Origin of the sequence: Thermovibrio ammonificans HB-1 (assembly GCF_000185805.1) — a bacterium.
Classification (GTDB): Bacteria; Aquificota; Aquificia; order Desulfurobacteriales; family Desulfurobacteriaceae; genus Thermovibrio; species Thermovibrio ammonificans.
This window is the reverse complement of record NC_014926.1, coordinates 1,172,501-1,187,815: the sequence shown is the minus strand read 5'-3', so window position 1 is coordinate 1,187,815 and position 15,315 is coordinate 1,172,501. Positions and strand designations below refer to the sequence as shown.

The window sequence follows — 15,315 nt, the reverse complement described above, 5'->3', positions numbered from 1 at the left end:
TCGCCTCTTATGCCCTTAAGGTAGCACCGCTACGTTGAAGCGCCTCTATTATATCAGCCATAATTTTGTTAACTTCCTCATCGGAGAGCGTTTTCTCCTTCGCCCTGAAGGTGAGGGAGAAAGCTACGCTCTTTTTGCCTTCGGGGATTCCCTTCCCTTCGTAAACGTCGAAGAGCTTCAGCTTCTCGAGGTAGCGGGCAGATTCCCTTATCACCTTTTCAATTTCGGCAACGGGGGTGCTCCTGTCAACGACTACCGCTATGTCCCTCGTTACCGGCGGGAACTTGGGAATCGGCTTGAATTTAACAGTTCTGGCCGCCGACTGCTTTAAAAGCTCTTCAAGGTTGAGCTCCGCTACGAAGATGGGCTGTCTGACTTCAAACCGCTCTTCAACGTCCGGGTGGAGCCTTCCGAGGAAGCCCACCTCCTTGCCGTTTAGCTTAACCGCCCCGCTCTGGCCGGGGTGGAGGAAGGGAAACTCTCTCCTCTCGAACTGGAGCTCCAGCCCTAGGAACTCGCCGAGGGCCTCAACGGCTCCCTTAATGTCGTAAAAGTCCACTTCTCTGAACTGCCACAGGTTCTCGGGGAGCTCGCCTGTTGCAAGGAGCGCTACTTTGAGCTCCTCTTTTGGGAGCTCCTCCTCCGTAGGCGAGAAGGTGCGGGCCACCTCAAAGAGGAAAACGTCCCTTTCGTTTCTGTTTATGTTGTTAACGGCGTTATTTACGAGGCTCGGGAACAGGAAGTTCCTCATGTAAACCCACTCTTCAGAGAGGGGGTTTTTAATCTTCACGAGCCTGTCAACCGGTAGGCCGAACTTCTCAAAGAGCTTCTTCCCGATAAAGGAGTAGTTTATCGCCTCGTTGAAACCGAGGGAGCTCAGAAACTCTTTAACCTCCTGAACTCTCAGAAACGTAAAGTCTCTGGGAACCTCAGAGTGCATGAGCGGGAAGGAGCTTACCACCCGCTTCATGCCGTAAATCCTTACAACCTCCTCTATGAGGTCAACCTCCCTTGTGACGTCGTACTTCCTCCAGGAGGGAACCTTAACAACTATGTAGTCGGCCTCCTTCTTCACCGTAAAGCCCAGGCCCGTGAGAATCTCGAAGGCCTTCCTTGCAGGTATATTTACCCCCAGCAGCTTTACCGCCCTTTCCGGCGAGAAAACTATAACTTTCGGCGTGTAGGGCTTCGGGTAGAAAGAAAGAGAGCCCTTTGCCACTTCACCGCCTACGAGCTTCTGGATGAGGTGTAGCGCCCTCTCTGCGGCGAACTTACACGCCTCTATGTCGGCGCCCCTCTCAAACCTGTAAGAAGAGTCGGTGGAGAGTCCGAGCCTCTTAGAGGTTCTCCTTACGGTCATCGGGTCGAAGTGGGCAGACTCTAAGAAGAGCTCCCTTGTAGAGAGGGTCGTTCCGCTCTCGAGGCCCCCCATAACACCCGCAACGGCAACGGGTTTCTCCGCGTCGGCTATAACCAAGTCTTCTCCAGAGAGCTCCCTCTCTACGCCGTCGAGTGTAACTATCTTCTCCCCTTCCCTTGCGCGCCTTACTACAACCTCTCTGCCCGAGAGCTTCTCGAGGTCGAAGGCGTGTAGGGGCTGTCCGAGCTCGTACATAACGTAGTTTGTAACGTCCACAACGGCGTTTATGGGTCTCAGGCCCACCAGGTAGAGCCTCACCTGCATCCAGAGCGGGCTCTCCCTATTTGATATCCCCTTAACCACGAAGCCCTCGTACCTGGGGCAGGCCCCTTGGTCGAGAACCTTCAGGGTGGCTTCCTCTTCTGCGTTAAACTCCCCGCAGCTGTAGCCCGTTTCGGGCAGCTTTACGGGCCTGCCGAGCATCGCCCTGAGCTCCCTGGCTATGCCGAGAACCGACAGGGCGTCGGGCCTGTTCGTTGTTATCTCGTACTCTATTACCCAGTCGTTCAACCCCAGTGCGGTTACCGCATCTTCCCCGACCTTCTCTCCCAGCTCTTCCGGGAGCGTCCACACCCCCGGTGCGGAGTCGGTAAGCCCCAGCTCAACTGCCGAACAGAGCATACCGTTAGAGACAACGCCCCTGAGCTTTGCCCTCTTTATCCTGACTCCGCCGGGGAGCTTTGCCCCGTGTAGGGCCACGGGAACAACCGCACCTTCGTAAACGTTGTCGGCTCCCGTTACTATCTGGAGAACCGTATCCCCAACGTCCACCTGGCATATTCTCAGCCTATCGGCGTTGGGGTGTTTGGAGATTTCTGTGATTCTCCCGATAACTACCTTCTCAACCTCCTCGGCAGGGTTGTAAACGGCGTCAACCTCTATCCCTGCGTCTGTAAGGAGGTCTGCAACCTCTTTTGCGGAAAGGTCGTCTATCTCTATGAACTCTTTAAGCCAGTTGTAGGTTATCTTCATCTTTACGCACCCCTGAACTGTCTTAGGAATCTCAAGTCGTTTTCGAAGAAGAGCCTCAGGTCGTCTATGCCGTACTTGAGCATCGCTATACGCTCAACCCCCATACCGAAGGCAAACCCTTGGTAGGTGTCGGGGTTTATGCCTACGGCCTTGAAAACCGCCGGGTCCACCATTCCGCACCCGAGAATCTCCAGCCAACCGGTTCCCTTACAGACCTTACACCCCTTCCCTCCGCATATTACGCAACCTATGTCAACTTCGGCACTGGGCTCTGTAAAGGGAAAGTAAGATGGGCGGAACCTCACCTTCGTGTCCGAGCCGAAAATCTCCCTTAGGAAGAGCTCCAGCACTCCTTTGAGGTCTGCGAAAGTAACTCTCTCGTCCACCATCAGTCCTTCAACTTGGTGGAACATCGGAGTGTGGGTCACGTCTGCGTCCTTTCTGTAAACCTTACCCGGAGCTATTATCTGGATGGGAGGCCGCTGGCTCTCCATTACCCTTACCTGAACCGGTGAGGTGTGGGTTCTCAGAACCACTTCGTCTGTTATGTAGAAGGTATCCTGCATCTCCCTTGCCGGGTGGCCCTTCGGGATGTTTAGGGCCTCAAAGTTGTAAAAGTCGGTCTCCACTTCGGGGCCCTCGGCAACGGCAAAGCCCATACTTGTGAATATTCTCACTATCTCCTTTAGGGTTTTGGTGACCGGGTGGAGGGCTCCTACCGGCCTCTTCCTACCGGGCAGGGTTACGTCTATCTCCTCCTTTTTGAGCCTTTCCCTCTTTAGGGCCTCCTTTATCTGGGCTCCCTTCTCCTTAACTGCCCTCTCGATTTCTGCCTTCAGGGCGTTGCAGGCCCTTCCGAACTCTTTGCGCTCTTCGGGAGGGAGCTTCGGTATCTGCTTTAGAAGTTCGGTAACTTTTCCCTTCCTTCCGATGAACTCAACCCTTAATTTTTCTAAATCTTCGAGCGTTGAAACCGATTTAATTTTGTTTGTAAACTCGAGTTTAAGTTCCTCTATGGCTTTGCGGCTGTCCATACCTCTCTCCGATTGGGCTTGTGTGGATTTGAATTATACCGCCACGGGGGCAGCTTGGAGAAGATTAAGCTTGTTGTTGAAGTTATTAAGGTGCTCCTGAAGAGGAACAGGCCCCTGACAACGTCTGAGCTTCAGCGGGAGCTCTACTACGAGGGAGTCCTTTCGAGCCCCGACAGTAGGGTCGAGAGGCGGAAGCTCCTCAGGGCGCTGGCGAGCTTAAAGGAGTTCAACTACGTTACAGACTCGGGAGGCTCCGGCGGCCGCTCCCCGAAGCGCTGGAGCGTGAACAACGAGAAGTTTAAATTCCTCTCCTCCTATACGAGGGAGGAGGTTGTGGCTTTGAGCGTTCTTCTGCTCTTTTTTCCCCGCCACTACAGGAGTTTGCCCTTTTTCAGGAAGGCCTTCGACGCCTTAACCCGCTTCGAGAAGGAGCTTACCGAAGAGGAAAGGGAGCTCCTCAAGTTTACCTTTGAGCGGGTGCCGAACCCCAACGAGAGGGGCGTTGAGCTCGACTACAAGCTCGTTGAGAAGATATTCTCGACCCTCCTTGAGAACAGGGGAGCCTTTGTGACTTACAAGGGCAGGAGTTTCAAGCTCTTCCCCGTTAAGTTCTTCACCTACAACGGCCTTTTCTACATTGGGGCCTTCAGCAGCGAAGGTTACAGGAACTACCTCGTCAGCCGCATAGAGTTCTGGGAGCCGGTGGCCGACAGAATCACCCTTGAGGAGAAGATGGCCAAGGTGGAGGAGACCTTCAAAATCCCCGATGAGTCTCCGTTCCTCTTTAAGACCGTTTTTCCCCACGGTTACGCCACCGACAGGGAGCTTGAAGGGGGGATAAAGTTCTTCCCCTCTCAGGTTCGGGCAAGGCGCACCGAGGAGGGAATAGAGGTTGAGCTCGTGGGCTTTACCGGTAAGCGGTTTGCGAGCTGGTTCCTAATGGAGAAGGCGCTGAAGCTCGTTCCCCCCGACGAAAACCTCCTTGCCTTTGCAAAACTGCAAAACCTCAAAAGGAGCTACAGGGGGCTTTCCTACGAGCTTTCCGAGAACATTAGAAGGTTCAGAGCCTTCAAAGAGAAGGGCTTGGAGCTTGCAAAGATGAGGGTGAAGCTCTTTGGCGGTGATTGAGCCCTTAAAATGAGTCAACTTTTGACTTTTACCAGGTGTATAATAGTTGCGAACCGTTCAGGTTCGCCAAGGGGTAGGGCAGGGGAACTCGCCGGGGATTTTCCCCGGCACCTTACAAACGGGAGGGAAACTCGCCCCACGCGCCGTTTAGAAGGGGGGGAAATCCCCCCTCTTTTTGTTTTAGTTCCCCTTAGCTAAAGAGCCTCCTGCAGCTCTTGTACCAGTTAAGGTAGTTCTCTGCGGCTTTAAGAAGGTCTTTTCCGGCCCTTCTCAGCTCCCTCTTGAAACGGCGCCTCTCCCTTTTGGTTCCGTTGTAGGCAAGAATTTGGGGAGATTCCTTAAACTCCAAGAGCTTCTCGTAAATTGCCTTCAGGGAGCCCTGAAGCTTAACGCTCTTCTCACCGTCCCTTACCCAGAGTTCCATAGTGCACCTCCTGAGTAAGAGTTTCGGTGGAGAGAAAAATAGGCGGAAGGCCAAAGAGTGCAACCGGTTCACTCCAGCTTAACGGCCTTTCTGAGGGCCCGAAGCTCCTCCTCGGTAAGGTGTCTGTACTCTCCCGTAGGTAGCTCCCCGAGCTTCAAAGGGCCGAAGGCCACCCTTTTGAGCTCCTTTACCGGGTGTCCTATTGCGGCGAACATCCTCTTTACCTGGTGGAACTTCCCTTCGGTTATGGTTATCTCCGCTTCCGACTCCTCTTCAGAGCTTCTCAAAATCCTTACCTCGGCGGGTTTTGCCTTAAAGTCCTTAAGCTCTATTCCCCTCCTCAGCGGCTCAACCGCTTCTTCGGTTAACCTGCCCTCCACCTTTACAACGTAGGTTTTGGGAACCTTCCACTTGGGGTGGGTGAGCCGGTGGGCCAGCTCGCCGTCTGTTGTCATCAGCAGCAGCCCCTCGGCGTCTTTGTCCAGCCTGCCTACGGGAAAGAGCTTATCGAACCTCGGGATATCTGCAACCAGCTCCATAACGGTCATCTGCCGGTCTTTCGTAGAGGTTACGTAACCCGCCGGCTTGTTGAGTACCAGGTAGTACTCCTCTTCGTAGTAGACGGGCTCTCCGTCTACCGTGACTTCGTCCTTTAAGGGGTCTACCTGGAACGAGGGGTCCTTCACCACCTCCCCGTTCACCTCAACGTGTCCCTTCTTTATGAGCCTTTTTACCTGAGAGCGTGTGCCGAATCCGCCCTCTGCAAGTAGCTTATCCAGCCTCACCTCTCCTCCTCAGAAGGATGAACCTTACAGAGAGCCAGTAGGTAAAGAAGAAGGCGGCAAAGTTTATGAAAACCGAGGCCACCTGAAACAGCTTTGTGCTCTTTATAACCGGTGCCAAAAGCTCCTCTACCGTTGTTGCAACAACCACGAACCCTATAACCTGTGCTATACAGGCAATAAGGAGCTTAGAGTCTGAAAACTCCTCCCTGAAAAAGAGCTCAACAGACTTCTTAAAGCCGAAAAAGAGCCCCACAACCGTTATTACAACTATCAGCCCCAGGGCTACCGCCGGCGTTATGTGGAGGAACTTCACCGCCGTGTACATAACCGCCGAGTTGAAAAGCCCAAGAACGAGGTAAACGAACAGGTAGAGTGCCGCTCCCTGGAGAAACCTCACCCTTTACCTCCCAAGAGAAACCTCTCAACGGAAAAACGGTAGGTGAAGTAAAGGAGGAGCAGGCTTCCGTTTAAAAAGATGAAGAGGACGAAAGAGGGCACTTTAACCACGGCTGCAAGGGAGGCAAAGAGCAGGTAGGCAAGAACCACAAAGAGTGAAAACTGAACGAGCCACCCTTTTACCACCCTTTTCAGGTCTGAAACCCCGAAGAACTTCTCGGCAAGGAGCTTGTAGGCGAAAAACAGCCCCGCGGCCATAACCGCCGCCTCAACGGCTACCATCAGCAAAAAAGGAAGGTGGCCCCTTATGAAGAGCCACCTGATTATGCCGTTTACTATGTAGAGGAATATAAAGGTGTAGGCATAGAGCAGGAACGCCTTCAGCTCTCTGTTCATCTCCTCTCCTTAAAGGGAGTATCCCAGACCCCTGAGCTGCTCGGGCCTGCTTCTCCAGTCCTCCTTTACCTTTACCCAGAGCCTCAGGTAAACCCTCTTACCGAGGAGCTGCTCCAGCTCCTCCCGGGCAAGCTGCCCTATCTTTTTAAGCCTCTGCCCGCCCTTACCTATGATGATTGCCTTTTGGGAGTCCTTCTCCACTATGATGTCTGCGTCTATAACCAGCATGTTGGGGTTTTTGTCTCCGGGCTGGATGTTTACAACCTGAACGGTTGTTGCGTGGGGAACCTCCTCCCTCGTAAGGAGCATTATCTTCTCCCGGATTATCTCGGCTATGAACTGCTCCAGCGGTTGGTCGGTTACCATGTGCTCTTCGTAGTACTTGGGGCCTTCCGGCAGGTACTTTAAAAGCAGCTCTAAGAGCCTGTCCAGGTTTGTTCCCCTGGAGGCCGATATGGGTATTATCTCGTCTACAAAGGGGAACTCCTTGTGAATCTCCTCTATGAGAGGAAGGAGCTCTTCCTTGTTTACCCCGTCTATCTTGTTGATTACCACGATTACTTTAGTGTCTTTGCGCTTCTCTTCCCCGATTTTCTGGAGAATCTTCCTATCGGCCTCGGTAAGCCCCTGACGGGCGTCTATGAGGAACAGGATGATGTCGGCGTCGGGAACAACGCTGAAGGCTATTTCGTTCATGTAGCGGTTGAGCTCGAACTTCTCCTTGTGGATTCCGGGAGTGTCCAGGAAAACTATCTGGGCGTCTTTGAGGTGTTTAACTCCGACTATCCTGTGTCTGGTTGTTTGCGGCTTGTCGGTAACTATGGCCACCTTCGTTCCGAGCAGGCTGTTGAGTAGGGTAGACTTACCCACGTTGGGCCTGCCAAGTATGGCAACGTAACCGGACCTAAACTTCCTGTTCTCTTCCAACTCTCTCCTCCAAAACTGTTTGAAATTTTTTTAAGTCTAATTTAATCTGGTTTTTCAGCTCTTCAACGGTAGAAAAGCGCTTTTCCGGCCGCAGGAACTTCAGGAACTCAACTCTGACCCTCTTCCCGTACAGCTGGGGAAGGTGTGCTTTGGGAACGTGAACTTCAAGGACGGGCTTTGAGTCTCTCTCTACAGTTGGCCTTACTCCGTAGTTGGCAACCGCCGGCAGTTTTCTCCCTTCAATTACCAGGTTCACAGCGTAAACGCCGTAAGGGAGCGGAAGCTCCTTTACCTTAACGTTTAGGGTGGGAAAGCCCAGCCTTCTGCCGAGTCCCTTTCCTCTCTCTACGGTGCCTACCGTGAAGTAGTTGAAGCCTAAAAGCCTGTTGGCTTCCTCTATGCTCCCCTCTCTGAGGAGCTTCACTATTTCGCTCGTGCTTATCTTCGACTCCCCCTCCTTAACGGGCTCTACGGTAACCACTTCTATGCCGAGCTTCCTGCCCAGCTTCTTAGCCGTTTCTGCGGTTCCCGAGCGCCCCTTTCCGAACCTCCACTCCTTCCCGACAACAAGTACGGAGCATCCCATCTCCTTCAGGAGCTTCAGGAACTCCTCGGGGGAGAGCTCTTTTATATGCTCGAAGGGGAGCTCTACGCTTTCAACCCGGAGCTCTTTAAGCAGCTCTTCCCTCTCCTCCCCGGAGAAGAGCTGCTCACCCCTTTTTACCGTTACGAGCTTAACATCCGAACAGCGCTTTTTGGCTTCCTCTATGAGCTTCCTGTGGCCTCTGTGGAGTGCCGAGAACTTACCTACTAAACAGCAGCTCTTTTGCGATTTCGATTGCTGAGCTCGTTCCAATCCTGTCGGCTCCAGCCTTTAAGAACTTCTCAACCTGTTCAAGGCTCTTTATACCACCTGCCGCCTTAACCTTCAACAGGCCTCCCGTGCACTCGCTCAGCAGCTCAACATCGCAGGGTGTTGCTCCGTAGGTGCCGTAGCCGGTAGAGGTTTTTACAAAGTCCCAGCCGTTTTCGGCCGCCAGCATACACACCGTTCTCTTCTCTTCGTCCGACAGGTAACAGCACTCTATTATCAGCTTCAACACCCTATCGGGGGCGGCCTCCCGGAGCTCCTTAAGCTCCCGCTCTACGCTTTCCCAGTCGCCCGACTTAACGGCTCCCAGGTCTACTACAACGTCTATCTCCCCTGCCCCGTCTTCGCAACACCTGTAGAGCTCGGCCAGCTTAACCTCCAGCGGCGAGGGGGAGAGGGGAAACCCGACAACGGTGCACACCTTCTCCTGGGGCAGTAGCGTTCTTGCAACTTTTATGAACTTCGGGAAAACGCACAGGGTGGCAAAGCCGTACTCCCTTGTTGCGTCGGCCCCTTTGAGAACCTCCTCCGCCGTGGTTGTGGCCTTTAGAATTGCGTAGTCTATTTTAGATAGAAGCTCTTTTTTGTTGCTTTTCATTCCGGCTTCTCCGTTAATCCATAAATCAATTTTATTATAAGGAATAGTGTTTTATGGAGGGAGAGATGAGATTAAACAAATTCCTTGCCTATGCCGGCTTTGGCGCCAGAAGGAAGGTTGAAGAGCTAATAAAGCAGGGCCGCGTAGAGGTTAACGGCCAAGTTGTAGATTCCCCCGCCGTTGAGGTAGACCCCAAAAAGGACGTTGTTAAAGTAGACGGCGAAAGGGTTCGACTGCCCAATAAGTTCGTTTACATAGCCTTTAACAAGCCTCAGGGCGTTCTCACCGCAATGGAAAGGGCTCCCGGCGACAAAAGGCCCATAGTTGCCGACTACTTCCGGAACTACCCGGTTCGCCTCTTCCCGGTGGGCAGGCTCGACTACAACACCGAAGGTCTGCTCATAATGACCAACGACGGGGAGCTTGCCGACAGGCTCGCCCATCCCCGCTACCACGTTCCCAAAACCTACATAGCCAAGGTGAAGGGAAGGGTTAAGCCTGCCGAGATTGAGCGTATGAAAAAGGGAGCCCTGCTGGTTGACGACAAGGGGAAGAAGTTCTTCATAAAGCCCCTTGATGTGAAGCTCTTGCACCCGAGTAAAACGGGCCGTAACACCTACGTTCAGATAACCATAGACCAGGGCAAGAACAGGGTGGTCAGGCGATTCTTCGACCGGTTCGACCACGGAGTTTTAAAACTCAAAAGGGTGGCAATAGGCCCCGTGAAGCTGGGAGACCTTCCCAAGGGTTACTACCGGGAGCTTACACCCGAAGAGGTGAAACGGCTTAAGAAGGCGGCAGGCCTCGAGGAGGAGGGATAATCGTGTTTCAGGGAGGGTAAACACTATGTCTGGCTCAGGAAAAATAAGTATGGAAACTATTGTAGATGTTGCCTTAAGGGGGGTGGCCGTGGCATGGAAGAAGTACTACGAAATAACGGGAGAGTGGTTGTGGGCTGCCCCCGAGTACTATTTAACCTCTAAGATATTTGAGAGTTTAGGGAAAGCTGGTGTTTGGGTGACTTTAGAGGAAGATATGAATAACAATATAGCCTATTCAAACAGCTGCCGCCCAGGAAGATATCCCAAGAGGTTAACTCAAAACAAAAGGAGTGATCTCTCTATTTGGTGGAAGGACGGAACATTGAGAGGTATTGTAGAGGTTAAAGTCCTTCGGAGCTCAAACTATAAGCCATTAGAAAAAGATGTTCATAGAATTTGCGACCTTCTCAATTTAAAAAGGGACTCTACAGTTCAATTTGGAATGATAGTTGCTTACACGGATAGATGCAGTGGAAGAACAAAATCTTCGAAGGAGCGCGTGGAAGAGGTAATAGGTAACGTCGAAAAACTCATAGATAAAGTCGCTGGAACAAAACTCAGTAATCCGTCCTTTATTAAGGACTCACTAATTAAAACCGTTAGAGATGAGGATAGCTCTTGGGGAGCATTAGCCTGCATCATAAAACGTTAAGAGGTGGCTAAATGATAGTAATAGCAGGACCGTGCGTTATTGAGGATAAAGGAACGGTTTTTGAGGTGGCACGGGCGGTTAAGGAGCTTCAGTCCCTCTACCCCGAACACACCTTCATCTTCAAGGCCTCCTTCGATAAGGCCAACAGGAGCTCCCTCGACTCCTTCAGGGGGCCCGGCCTTGAAAGGGGGCTTGAGGTGCTGAAAGAGGTTAAAGAGGAGCTCGGCCTGCCCGTTACAACCGACATTCACGAGCCGTGGCAGGCGGAAAAGGTTGCCGAAGTTGCCGACGTTATCCAGATACCGGCCTTCCTCTGCCGTCAGACCGACCTCTTGGTGGCGGCGGCCGGAACCGGAAAAACGGTGAACATAAAGAAGGGGCAGTTTATGGCCCCGTGGGATATGGAGAACGCCGTAGAAAAGGTGAGAAGGAGCGGCGGCAGGGAGGTTTGGGTAACCGAGCGAGGAACCACTTTTGGCTACAACAACCTCGTTGTAGACTTCCGCTCCATTCCGGTAATGGAGGAGTTTGCCGATAAAGTCGTCTTCGACGCCACCCACTCGGTTCAGAGGCCCGGGGGCCTCGGCAGGGCAAGCGGGGGCGACCGCCGTTTCGTTCCCTACTTGGCGAGGGCTGCCGTAGCCGTTGGAGCAGACGGGCTCTTCTTCGAGACCCACCCGAACCCCGACAAAGCCCTCTCCGACGGCCCCAACATGGTGCCCCTTAACGGCTTCAGGGAGCTGATTGGTAAACTAATAAAGCTCAAATCCTGCGTGGGGGAGCTCTTTGACGGAGAAGGAGAGGATATCCAGAATCGTTGAGATACTGAGGGAGGCCAAGAAAGAGTGGGCGGTTCCCGTTGTGACCCTTATGGGGCAGATGGGAACCGACCCGTTTAAAATACTCGTTGCAACCGTTTTGAGCCTCAGAACCAAAGACGAGGTTACGGCGGAGGCGGCCCGAAGGCTTTTTCAGGTTGCGGATACTCCCGAGAAGCTCCTGAAGCTCTCTGAAGAAGAGATTGCCTCCCTGATTTACCCGGTCGGCTTTTACAACCGAAAGGCTAAGAACCTTAAAGAGATTGCGAGGATACTTGTTGAGCACTACGGCGGGCAGGTGCCCTCCGACTTGGAAGAGCTCCTCAAACTTCCCGGAGTCGGCAGGAAAACGGCCAACTTAGTTGTTACTCAAGGCTTTAAAAAGCCCGGCATCTGCGTTGATACCCACGTTCACCGGATAATGAACCGGTTGGGTTTTGTAAAGACCAAAACGCCCGAGGAGACTGAGTTTGCCCTCAGGGAGAAGCTCCCGAAGGAGTTCTGGATAGAGATAAACGACCTCTTGGTAGCTCTCGGTCAGCACATCTGCCGGCCTATATCACCTAAGTGCTCTCAGTGCCCGATAGAGCACCTGTGTAAAAAAGTGGGCGTTAAAAGGAGCAGATGATGAACCTATCTCCCCTTGTGACCGACCTCTATCAGCTTACCATGATGTGCGCCTACCTTAACTCCGGGAAAACCGGAGAGGCCGCCTTTGAGCTCTTCGTCCGGGAGCTTCCCAAGAACAGGAACTTCCTCGTTTTCCTGGGCAGAGAGGAAATCCTAAAAGTTGTTGAGTCTTTAAGGTTCACCCCCGACGATATAGACTACCTAAACTCCCTGAAGCTCTTCCCCGACTGGTTTCTCGACTACTTGAAAGAGTTTGAATTCACCGGAACGGTTTACGCCTTTAAAGACGGCGAGCTCTTCTTCCCCTACGAACCTGTGGTGAGGGTTGAAGCTCCCATACACCAGGCCCAACTGCTTGAAACTCTCCTAATGAACCAGCTCCACCCCCTCGTCCTGATAGCCTCTAAAGCCGCAAGGGTGGTTGCGGTTTCTCGGGGTAAAACCGTAGTAGACTTCTCTCTCCGTAGAACCCACGGCACCGATGCCGGTTTGAAAGTGGCGAAGGCAAGCTACGCCGTGGGATTTGCCGGAACCTCTAACGTTTTGGCTGGGAAGCTCTACTCCGTTCCAGTTGTAGGAACGGTGGCCCACTCATTCATAATGGCCTTTCGCTCAGAAAAAGAGGCCTTCAGGGCCTACCTTGAGACCTTTCCCAGCCACTCCGTCTTGATAGTTGATACCTACGACCCTGTAAGGGGTATAAAGAGGGCCATTGAGGTCGCAAAAGAGCTCGGAGTTGAACTTAAAGGTGTCCGAATAGACAGCGGCGACCTTGTTGAACTGTCGAAGCTTGCCAGGGAAATCCTCGACAGAGAAGGCTTTCGCTCGGCCAAAATAATCCTCAGCGGAGGGCTCGACGAGTACAAAATAGACCAAGTACTCTCGGCCGGTGCTCCCGTAGATGCCTTCGGCGTTGGGACGAAAGTGGGAACTTCCTCCGACGCACCTTACGTAGATTTCGTCTATAAACTTGTAGAAGTTGAAGGAAGACCGATAATGAAAACCAGCACCGGCAAAAAGATGTATCCCGGGAGAAAGCAAGTTTACAGAGACTACTCAACCTGGAAAGACAGACTTACCCTTGTGACCGAAAGCTCACCCGGGGAGCCGCTCCTTGAGAAGATAGTTATTAACGGTTCTCCGGTTATCTCTCCTCTCTCCCTCTCCCGAATCAGGGAGCGCTTTATAGAGCTCTTCTCTCGGGTTCCTGCACCTTTGAAGAACATCTATACCCAGGTGAACTGGCTTCCCGAAGTATCTGAAGGGGTTTTGAAGCTCTACAAACAGCTTGAAGAAGAACTCCTTGGAGGATAGATGCCCGAGCCCACAATTATCACAATAGACGGTCCTGCCGGAGCGGGAAAGAGCACCCTTGCAAAAGAGATAGCGAAAAAATTCGGCTACCTTCACCTGGATTCGGGGGCCCTCTACAGAACAATCGGTTACGCCTGCGTGCAGAGGGGAGTAGACCTCTCAGACGAAAAAAAAGTCCTTAACGTCGCCCGTTCAATCTCCGTAGAGCTGCAGAACGGAAAAGTTCTCCTAAACGGAGAGGATGTAACCCGACAGATAAGAACTCCTGAAGCCGGTAAGTGGGCCTCACAAGTGGCTCAATATCCCGAAGTAAGAGAAGTTGTCGTCCAGATACTCAGGAAACTGGCCCGTGGAAAAAAAGTAGTAGTAGACGGCAGGGATGCCGGAAGCTACATATTCCCCGAAGCCCAGCTGAAAATCTACCTAACGGCCTCCTCTCAAGAGCGCGCAAAGAGGAGACTTGAAGAGCTTAAAAGGAAAGGATTTAACCTCTCCTACGAAGAAGTACTTAAGGAAATAGTAGAGCGAGACCGTAAAGATGAGAACCGTCCCTTTGCTCCTCTTAAAGTCCCCGAAGGGGCAGTAATCATAGACTCTACGGGAAAAACCCTTGAAGAGGTATTACAAGAAGTAGAAAAACTGATAAAAAACGACCCCTAAACCGGTTGACACCCGGATGGGAGCTTCCTATATTTCTCCACCGTCAAGTTTGAGCCCCGAAAGGGGTTGACAGCGGAGGAAGAAAGCCTAAATTAAACCTCCGCGCCAAACGGAGGTCTTTGACAGGAGAATAAGGGACACGCACCTGCGCTGAGTCCTCAAGCCTTTACGGCTTTCCCTTGAGGTGTTCCGTAGGGTTGTTCTCCTACGGGCGGATTCGAGTTTCACCTTGACTCCAATTTCTTCCGCTGGAGAGTTTGATCCTGGCTCAGCGCGAACGCTGTCGGCGTGCCTAACACATGCAAGTCGTGGGGCAGCGGGCCGGTTCCTTCGGGAACCGGTGCCGGCGACCGGCGAACGGGTGAGTAACGCGTGAGCAACCTACCCCGAGGAGGGGGATAACCCGGGGAAACCCGGGCTAATACCCCATAAGCGCACAGGCCGCATGGCCCGTGTGAAAAGGGTGGCCTCTGCTTCGCATGCTGCCGCCTCGGGATGGGCTCGCGTCCCATCAGGTAGTTGGTGGGGTAACGGCCTACCAAGCCTACGACGGGTAGCTGGTCTGAGAGGATGGCCAGCCACACCGGGACTGAGACACGGCCCGGACTCCTACGGGAGGCAGCAGTGGGGAATCTTGGGCAATGGGCGCAAGCCTGACCCAGCGACGCCGAGTGGAGGATGAAGCCCTTCGGGGTGTAAACTCCTGTCGCCGGGGACGATGCGGGCGGGGGTGAATAGCCCCCGCCCGTGACGGTACCCGGAGAGGAAGGGACGGCTAACTACGTGCCAGCAGCCGCGGTAATACGTAGGTCCCGAGCGTTGCGCGAAATTACTGGGCGTAAAGTGCGCGTAGGCGGGCCAGTAAGTCAGAGGTGAAAGCCCCCGGCTCAACCGGGGAATTGCCTCTGATACTGCTGGCCTAGGGTCCGGAAGACGCTGGCGGAATTCCCGGTGTAGCGGTGAAATGCGTAGATATCGGGAGGAACACCGGTGGCGAAGGCGGCCAGCGAGGACGGTACCGACGCTGAGGCGCGAAAGCGTGGGGAGCAAACCGGATTAGATACCCGGGTAGTCCACGCTGTAAACGATGGGTGCTGGGCGTTGCACCCTAAAGGGTGCAGTGCCGAAGCTAACGCGTTAAGCACCCCGCCTGGGGAGTACGGCCGCAAGGCTGAAACTCAAAGGAATAGACGGGGGCCCGCACAAGCGGTGGAGCATGTGGTTTAATTCAATGCTACGCGAAGAACCTTACCAGGGCTTGACATGCCGGGGGTAGCCCTGCCGAAAGGCAGGGTCGTGGCCCCCTTCGGGGGGCCCACCCGGCACAGGTGGTACATGGCCGTCGTCAGCTCGTGCCGTGAGGTGTTGGGTTAAGTCCCGCAACGAGCGCAACCCCTGTCCCTAGTTGCCAGCGGGTAATGCCGGGCACACTAGGGAGACTGCCGGCGACAAGCCGGAGGAAGGGGGGG

The 15,315-nt window shown here is 53.4% G+C and carries 16 protein-coding genes and 1 rRNA gene (1 of these 17 running past the window's edge); 8 read left to right on the top strand and 9 right to left on the bottom strand.

Going from position 1 to position 15,315, the window contains the following annotated elements; genetic code table 11:
* Positions 1-7: 7 nt before the first annotated feature.
* Both pheT and pheS read right to left on the bottom strand, forming a co-directional pair.
* Positions 8-2,392, bottom strand: coding sequence for a phenylalanine--tRNA ligase subunit beta (gene pheT, locus THEAM_RS06065; RefSeq protein WP_013537954.1), 2,385 nt, complete (start codon positions 2,390-2,392; stop codon positions 8-10).
* A 2-nt stretch (positions 2,393-2,394) separates the two neighbouring features.
* Entirely contained in the window at positions 2,395-3,426 is a 1,032-nt protein-coding gene (pheS, locus tag THEAM_RS06060; protein ID WP_013537953.1) for a phenylalanine--tRNA ligase subunit alpha, read from the bottom strand.
* A 54-nt stretch (positions 3,427-3,480) separates the two neighbouring features.
* On the opposite strand from pheS, the gene THEAM_RS06055 reads away from it, so the two are divergent.
* Entirely contained in the window at positions 3,481-4,554 is a 1,074-nt protein-coding gene (locus THEAM_RS06055) for a hypothetical protein (RefSeq protein ID WP_013537952.1), read from the top strand.
* 190 nt (positions 4,555-4,744) lie between these two features.
* Here THEAM_RS06055 and THEAM_RS06050 read toward each other — a convergent pair whose 3' ends face one another.
* The 7 genes from THEAM_RS06050 to deoC all read right to left on the bottom strand — a co-directional run bounded on the left by THEAM_RS06050 (position 4,745) and on the right by deoC (position 8,951).
* The gene (locus THEAM_RS06050; protein WP_013537951.1) at positions 4,745-4,978 is read right to left on the bottom strand and encodes a hypothetical protein; all 234 of its coding nucleotides are present in this window, start codon (positions 4,976-4,978) and stop codon (positions 4,745-4,747) included.
* Between the two features lie 68 nt (positions 4,979-5,046).
* Positions 5,047-5,763 (bottom strand): pseudouridine synthase, encoded by a 717-nt coding sequence (locus THEAM_RS06045; protein WP_013537950.1) that lies wholly within the window; start codon positions 5,761-5,763, stop codon positions 5,047-5,049.
* Positions 5,750-6,160, bottom strand: a complete 411-nt coding sequence (locus THEAM_RS06040) for a hypothetical protein (RefSeq protein WP_013537949.1) — start codon at positions 6,158-6,160, stop codon at positions 5,750-5,752. The genes THEAM_RS06045 and THEAM_RS06040 overlap by 14 nt, the downstream gene beginning before the upstream one ends.
* Positions 6,157-6,555, bottom strand: a complete 399-nt coding sequence (locus THEAM_RS06035; protein WP_013537948.1) for a hypothetical protein — start codon at positions 6,553-6,555, stop codon at positions 6,157-6,159. Before THEAM_RS06035 ends, THEAM_RS06040 begins: the two co-directional genes overlap by 4 nt.
* 9 nt (positions 6,556-6,564) lie before the next feature.
* A complete protein-coding gene (gene era / locus THEAM_RS06030; protein ID WP_013537947.1) occupies positions 6,565-7,482 on the bottom strand; it encodes a GTPase Era in 918 nt (305 codons plus the stop codon).
* Entirely contained in the window at positions 7,460-8,338 is an 879-nt protein-coding gene (gene ribF, locus THEAM_RS06025) for a riboflavin biosynthesis protein RibF (RefSeq protein ID WP_013537946.1), read from the bottom strand. Before ribF ends, era begins: the two co-directional genes overlap by 23 nt.
* Complete coding sequence (gene deoC, locus THEAM_RS06020) at positions 8,286-8,951, bottom strand: deoxyribose-phosphate aldolase (RefSeq protein ID WP_013537945.1); 666 nt, start codon at positions 8,949-8,951, stop codon at positions 8,286-8,288. The genes ribF and deoC overlap by 53 nt, the downstream gene beginning before the upstream one ends.
* Before the next feature lie 65 nt (positions 8,952-9,016).
* Here deoC and THEAM_RS06015 point away from each other — a divergent pair, with 65 nt between their 5' ends.
* The 7 genes from THEAM_RS06015 to THEAM_RS05985 all read left to right on the top strand — a co-directional run.
* Positions 9,017-9,772 (top strand): pseudouridine synthase, encoded by a 756-nt coding sequence (locus THEAM_RS06015; RefSeq protein ID WP_013537944.1) that lies wholly within the window; start codon positions 9,017-9,019, stop codon positions 9,770-9,772.
* 25 nt (positions 9,773-9,797) lie between these two features.
* Complete coding sequence (locus THEAM_RS06010; protein ID WP_013537943.1) at positions 9,798-10,424, top strand: hypothetical protein; 627 nt, start codon at positions 9,798-9,800, stop codon at positions 10,422-10,424.
* Between the two features lie 11 nt (positions 10,425-10,435).
* Complete coding sequence (kdsA, locus tag THEAM_RS06005) at positions 10,436-11,245, top strand: 3-deoxy-8-phosphooctulonate synthase (RefSeq protein WP_013537942.1); 810 nt, start codon at positions 10,436-10,438, stop codon at positions 11,243-11,245.
* Positions 11,211-11,870: an endonuclease III domain-containing protein gene (locus tag THEAM_RS06000; protein ID WP_013537941.1), complete on the top strand. Its 660-nt coding sequence runs from the start codon at positions 11,211-11,213 to the stop codon at positions 11,868-11,870. The genes kdsA and THEAM_RS06000 overlap by 35 nt, the downstream gene beginning before the upstream one ends.
* Positions 11,867-13,186, top strand: a complete 1,320-nt coding sequence (locus THEAM_RS05995) for a nicotinate phosphoribosyltransferase (RefSeq protein ID WP_232203424.1) — start codon at positions 11,867-11,869, stop codon at positions 13,184-13,186. The genes THEAM_RS06000 and THEAM_RS05995 overlap by 4 nt, the downstream gene beginning before the upstream one ends.
* A complete protein-coding gene (cmk, locus tag THEAM_RS05990; protein WP_013537939.1) occupies positions 13,187-13,846 on the top strand; it encodes a (d)CMP kinase in 660 nt (219 codons plus the stop codon).
* Positions 13,847-14,091: 245 nt separating this feature from the next.
* Positions 14,092-15,315, top strand: a 16S ribosomal RNA gene (locus tag THEAM_RS05985); it runs 365 nt beyond the window's last position.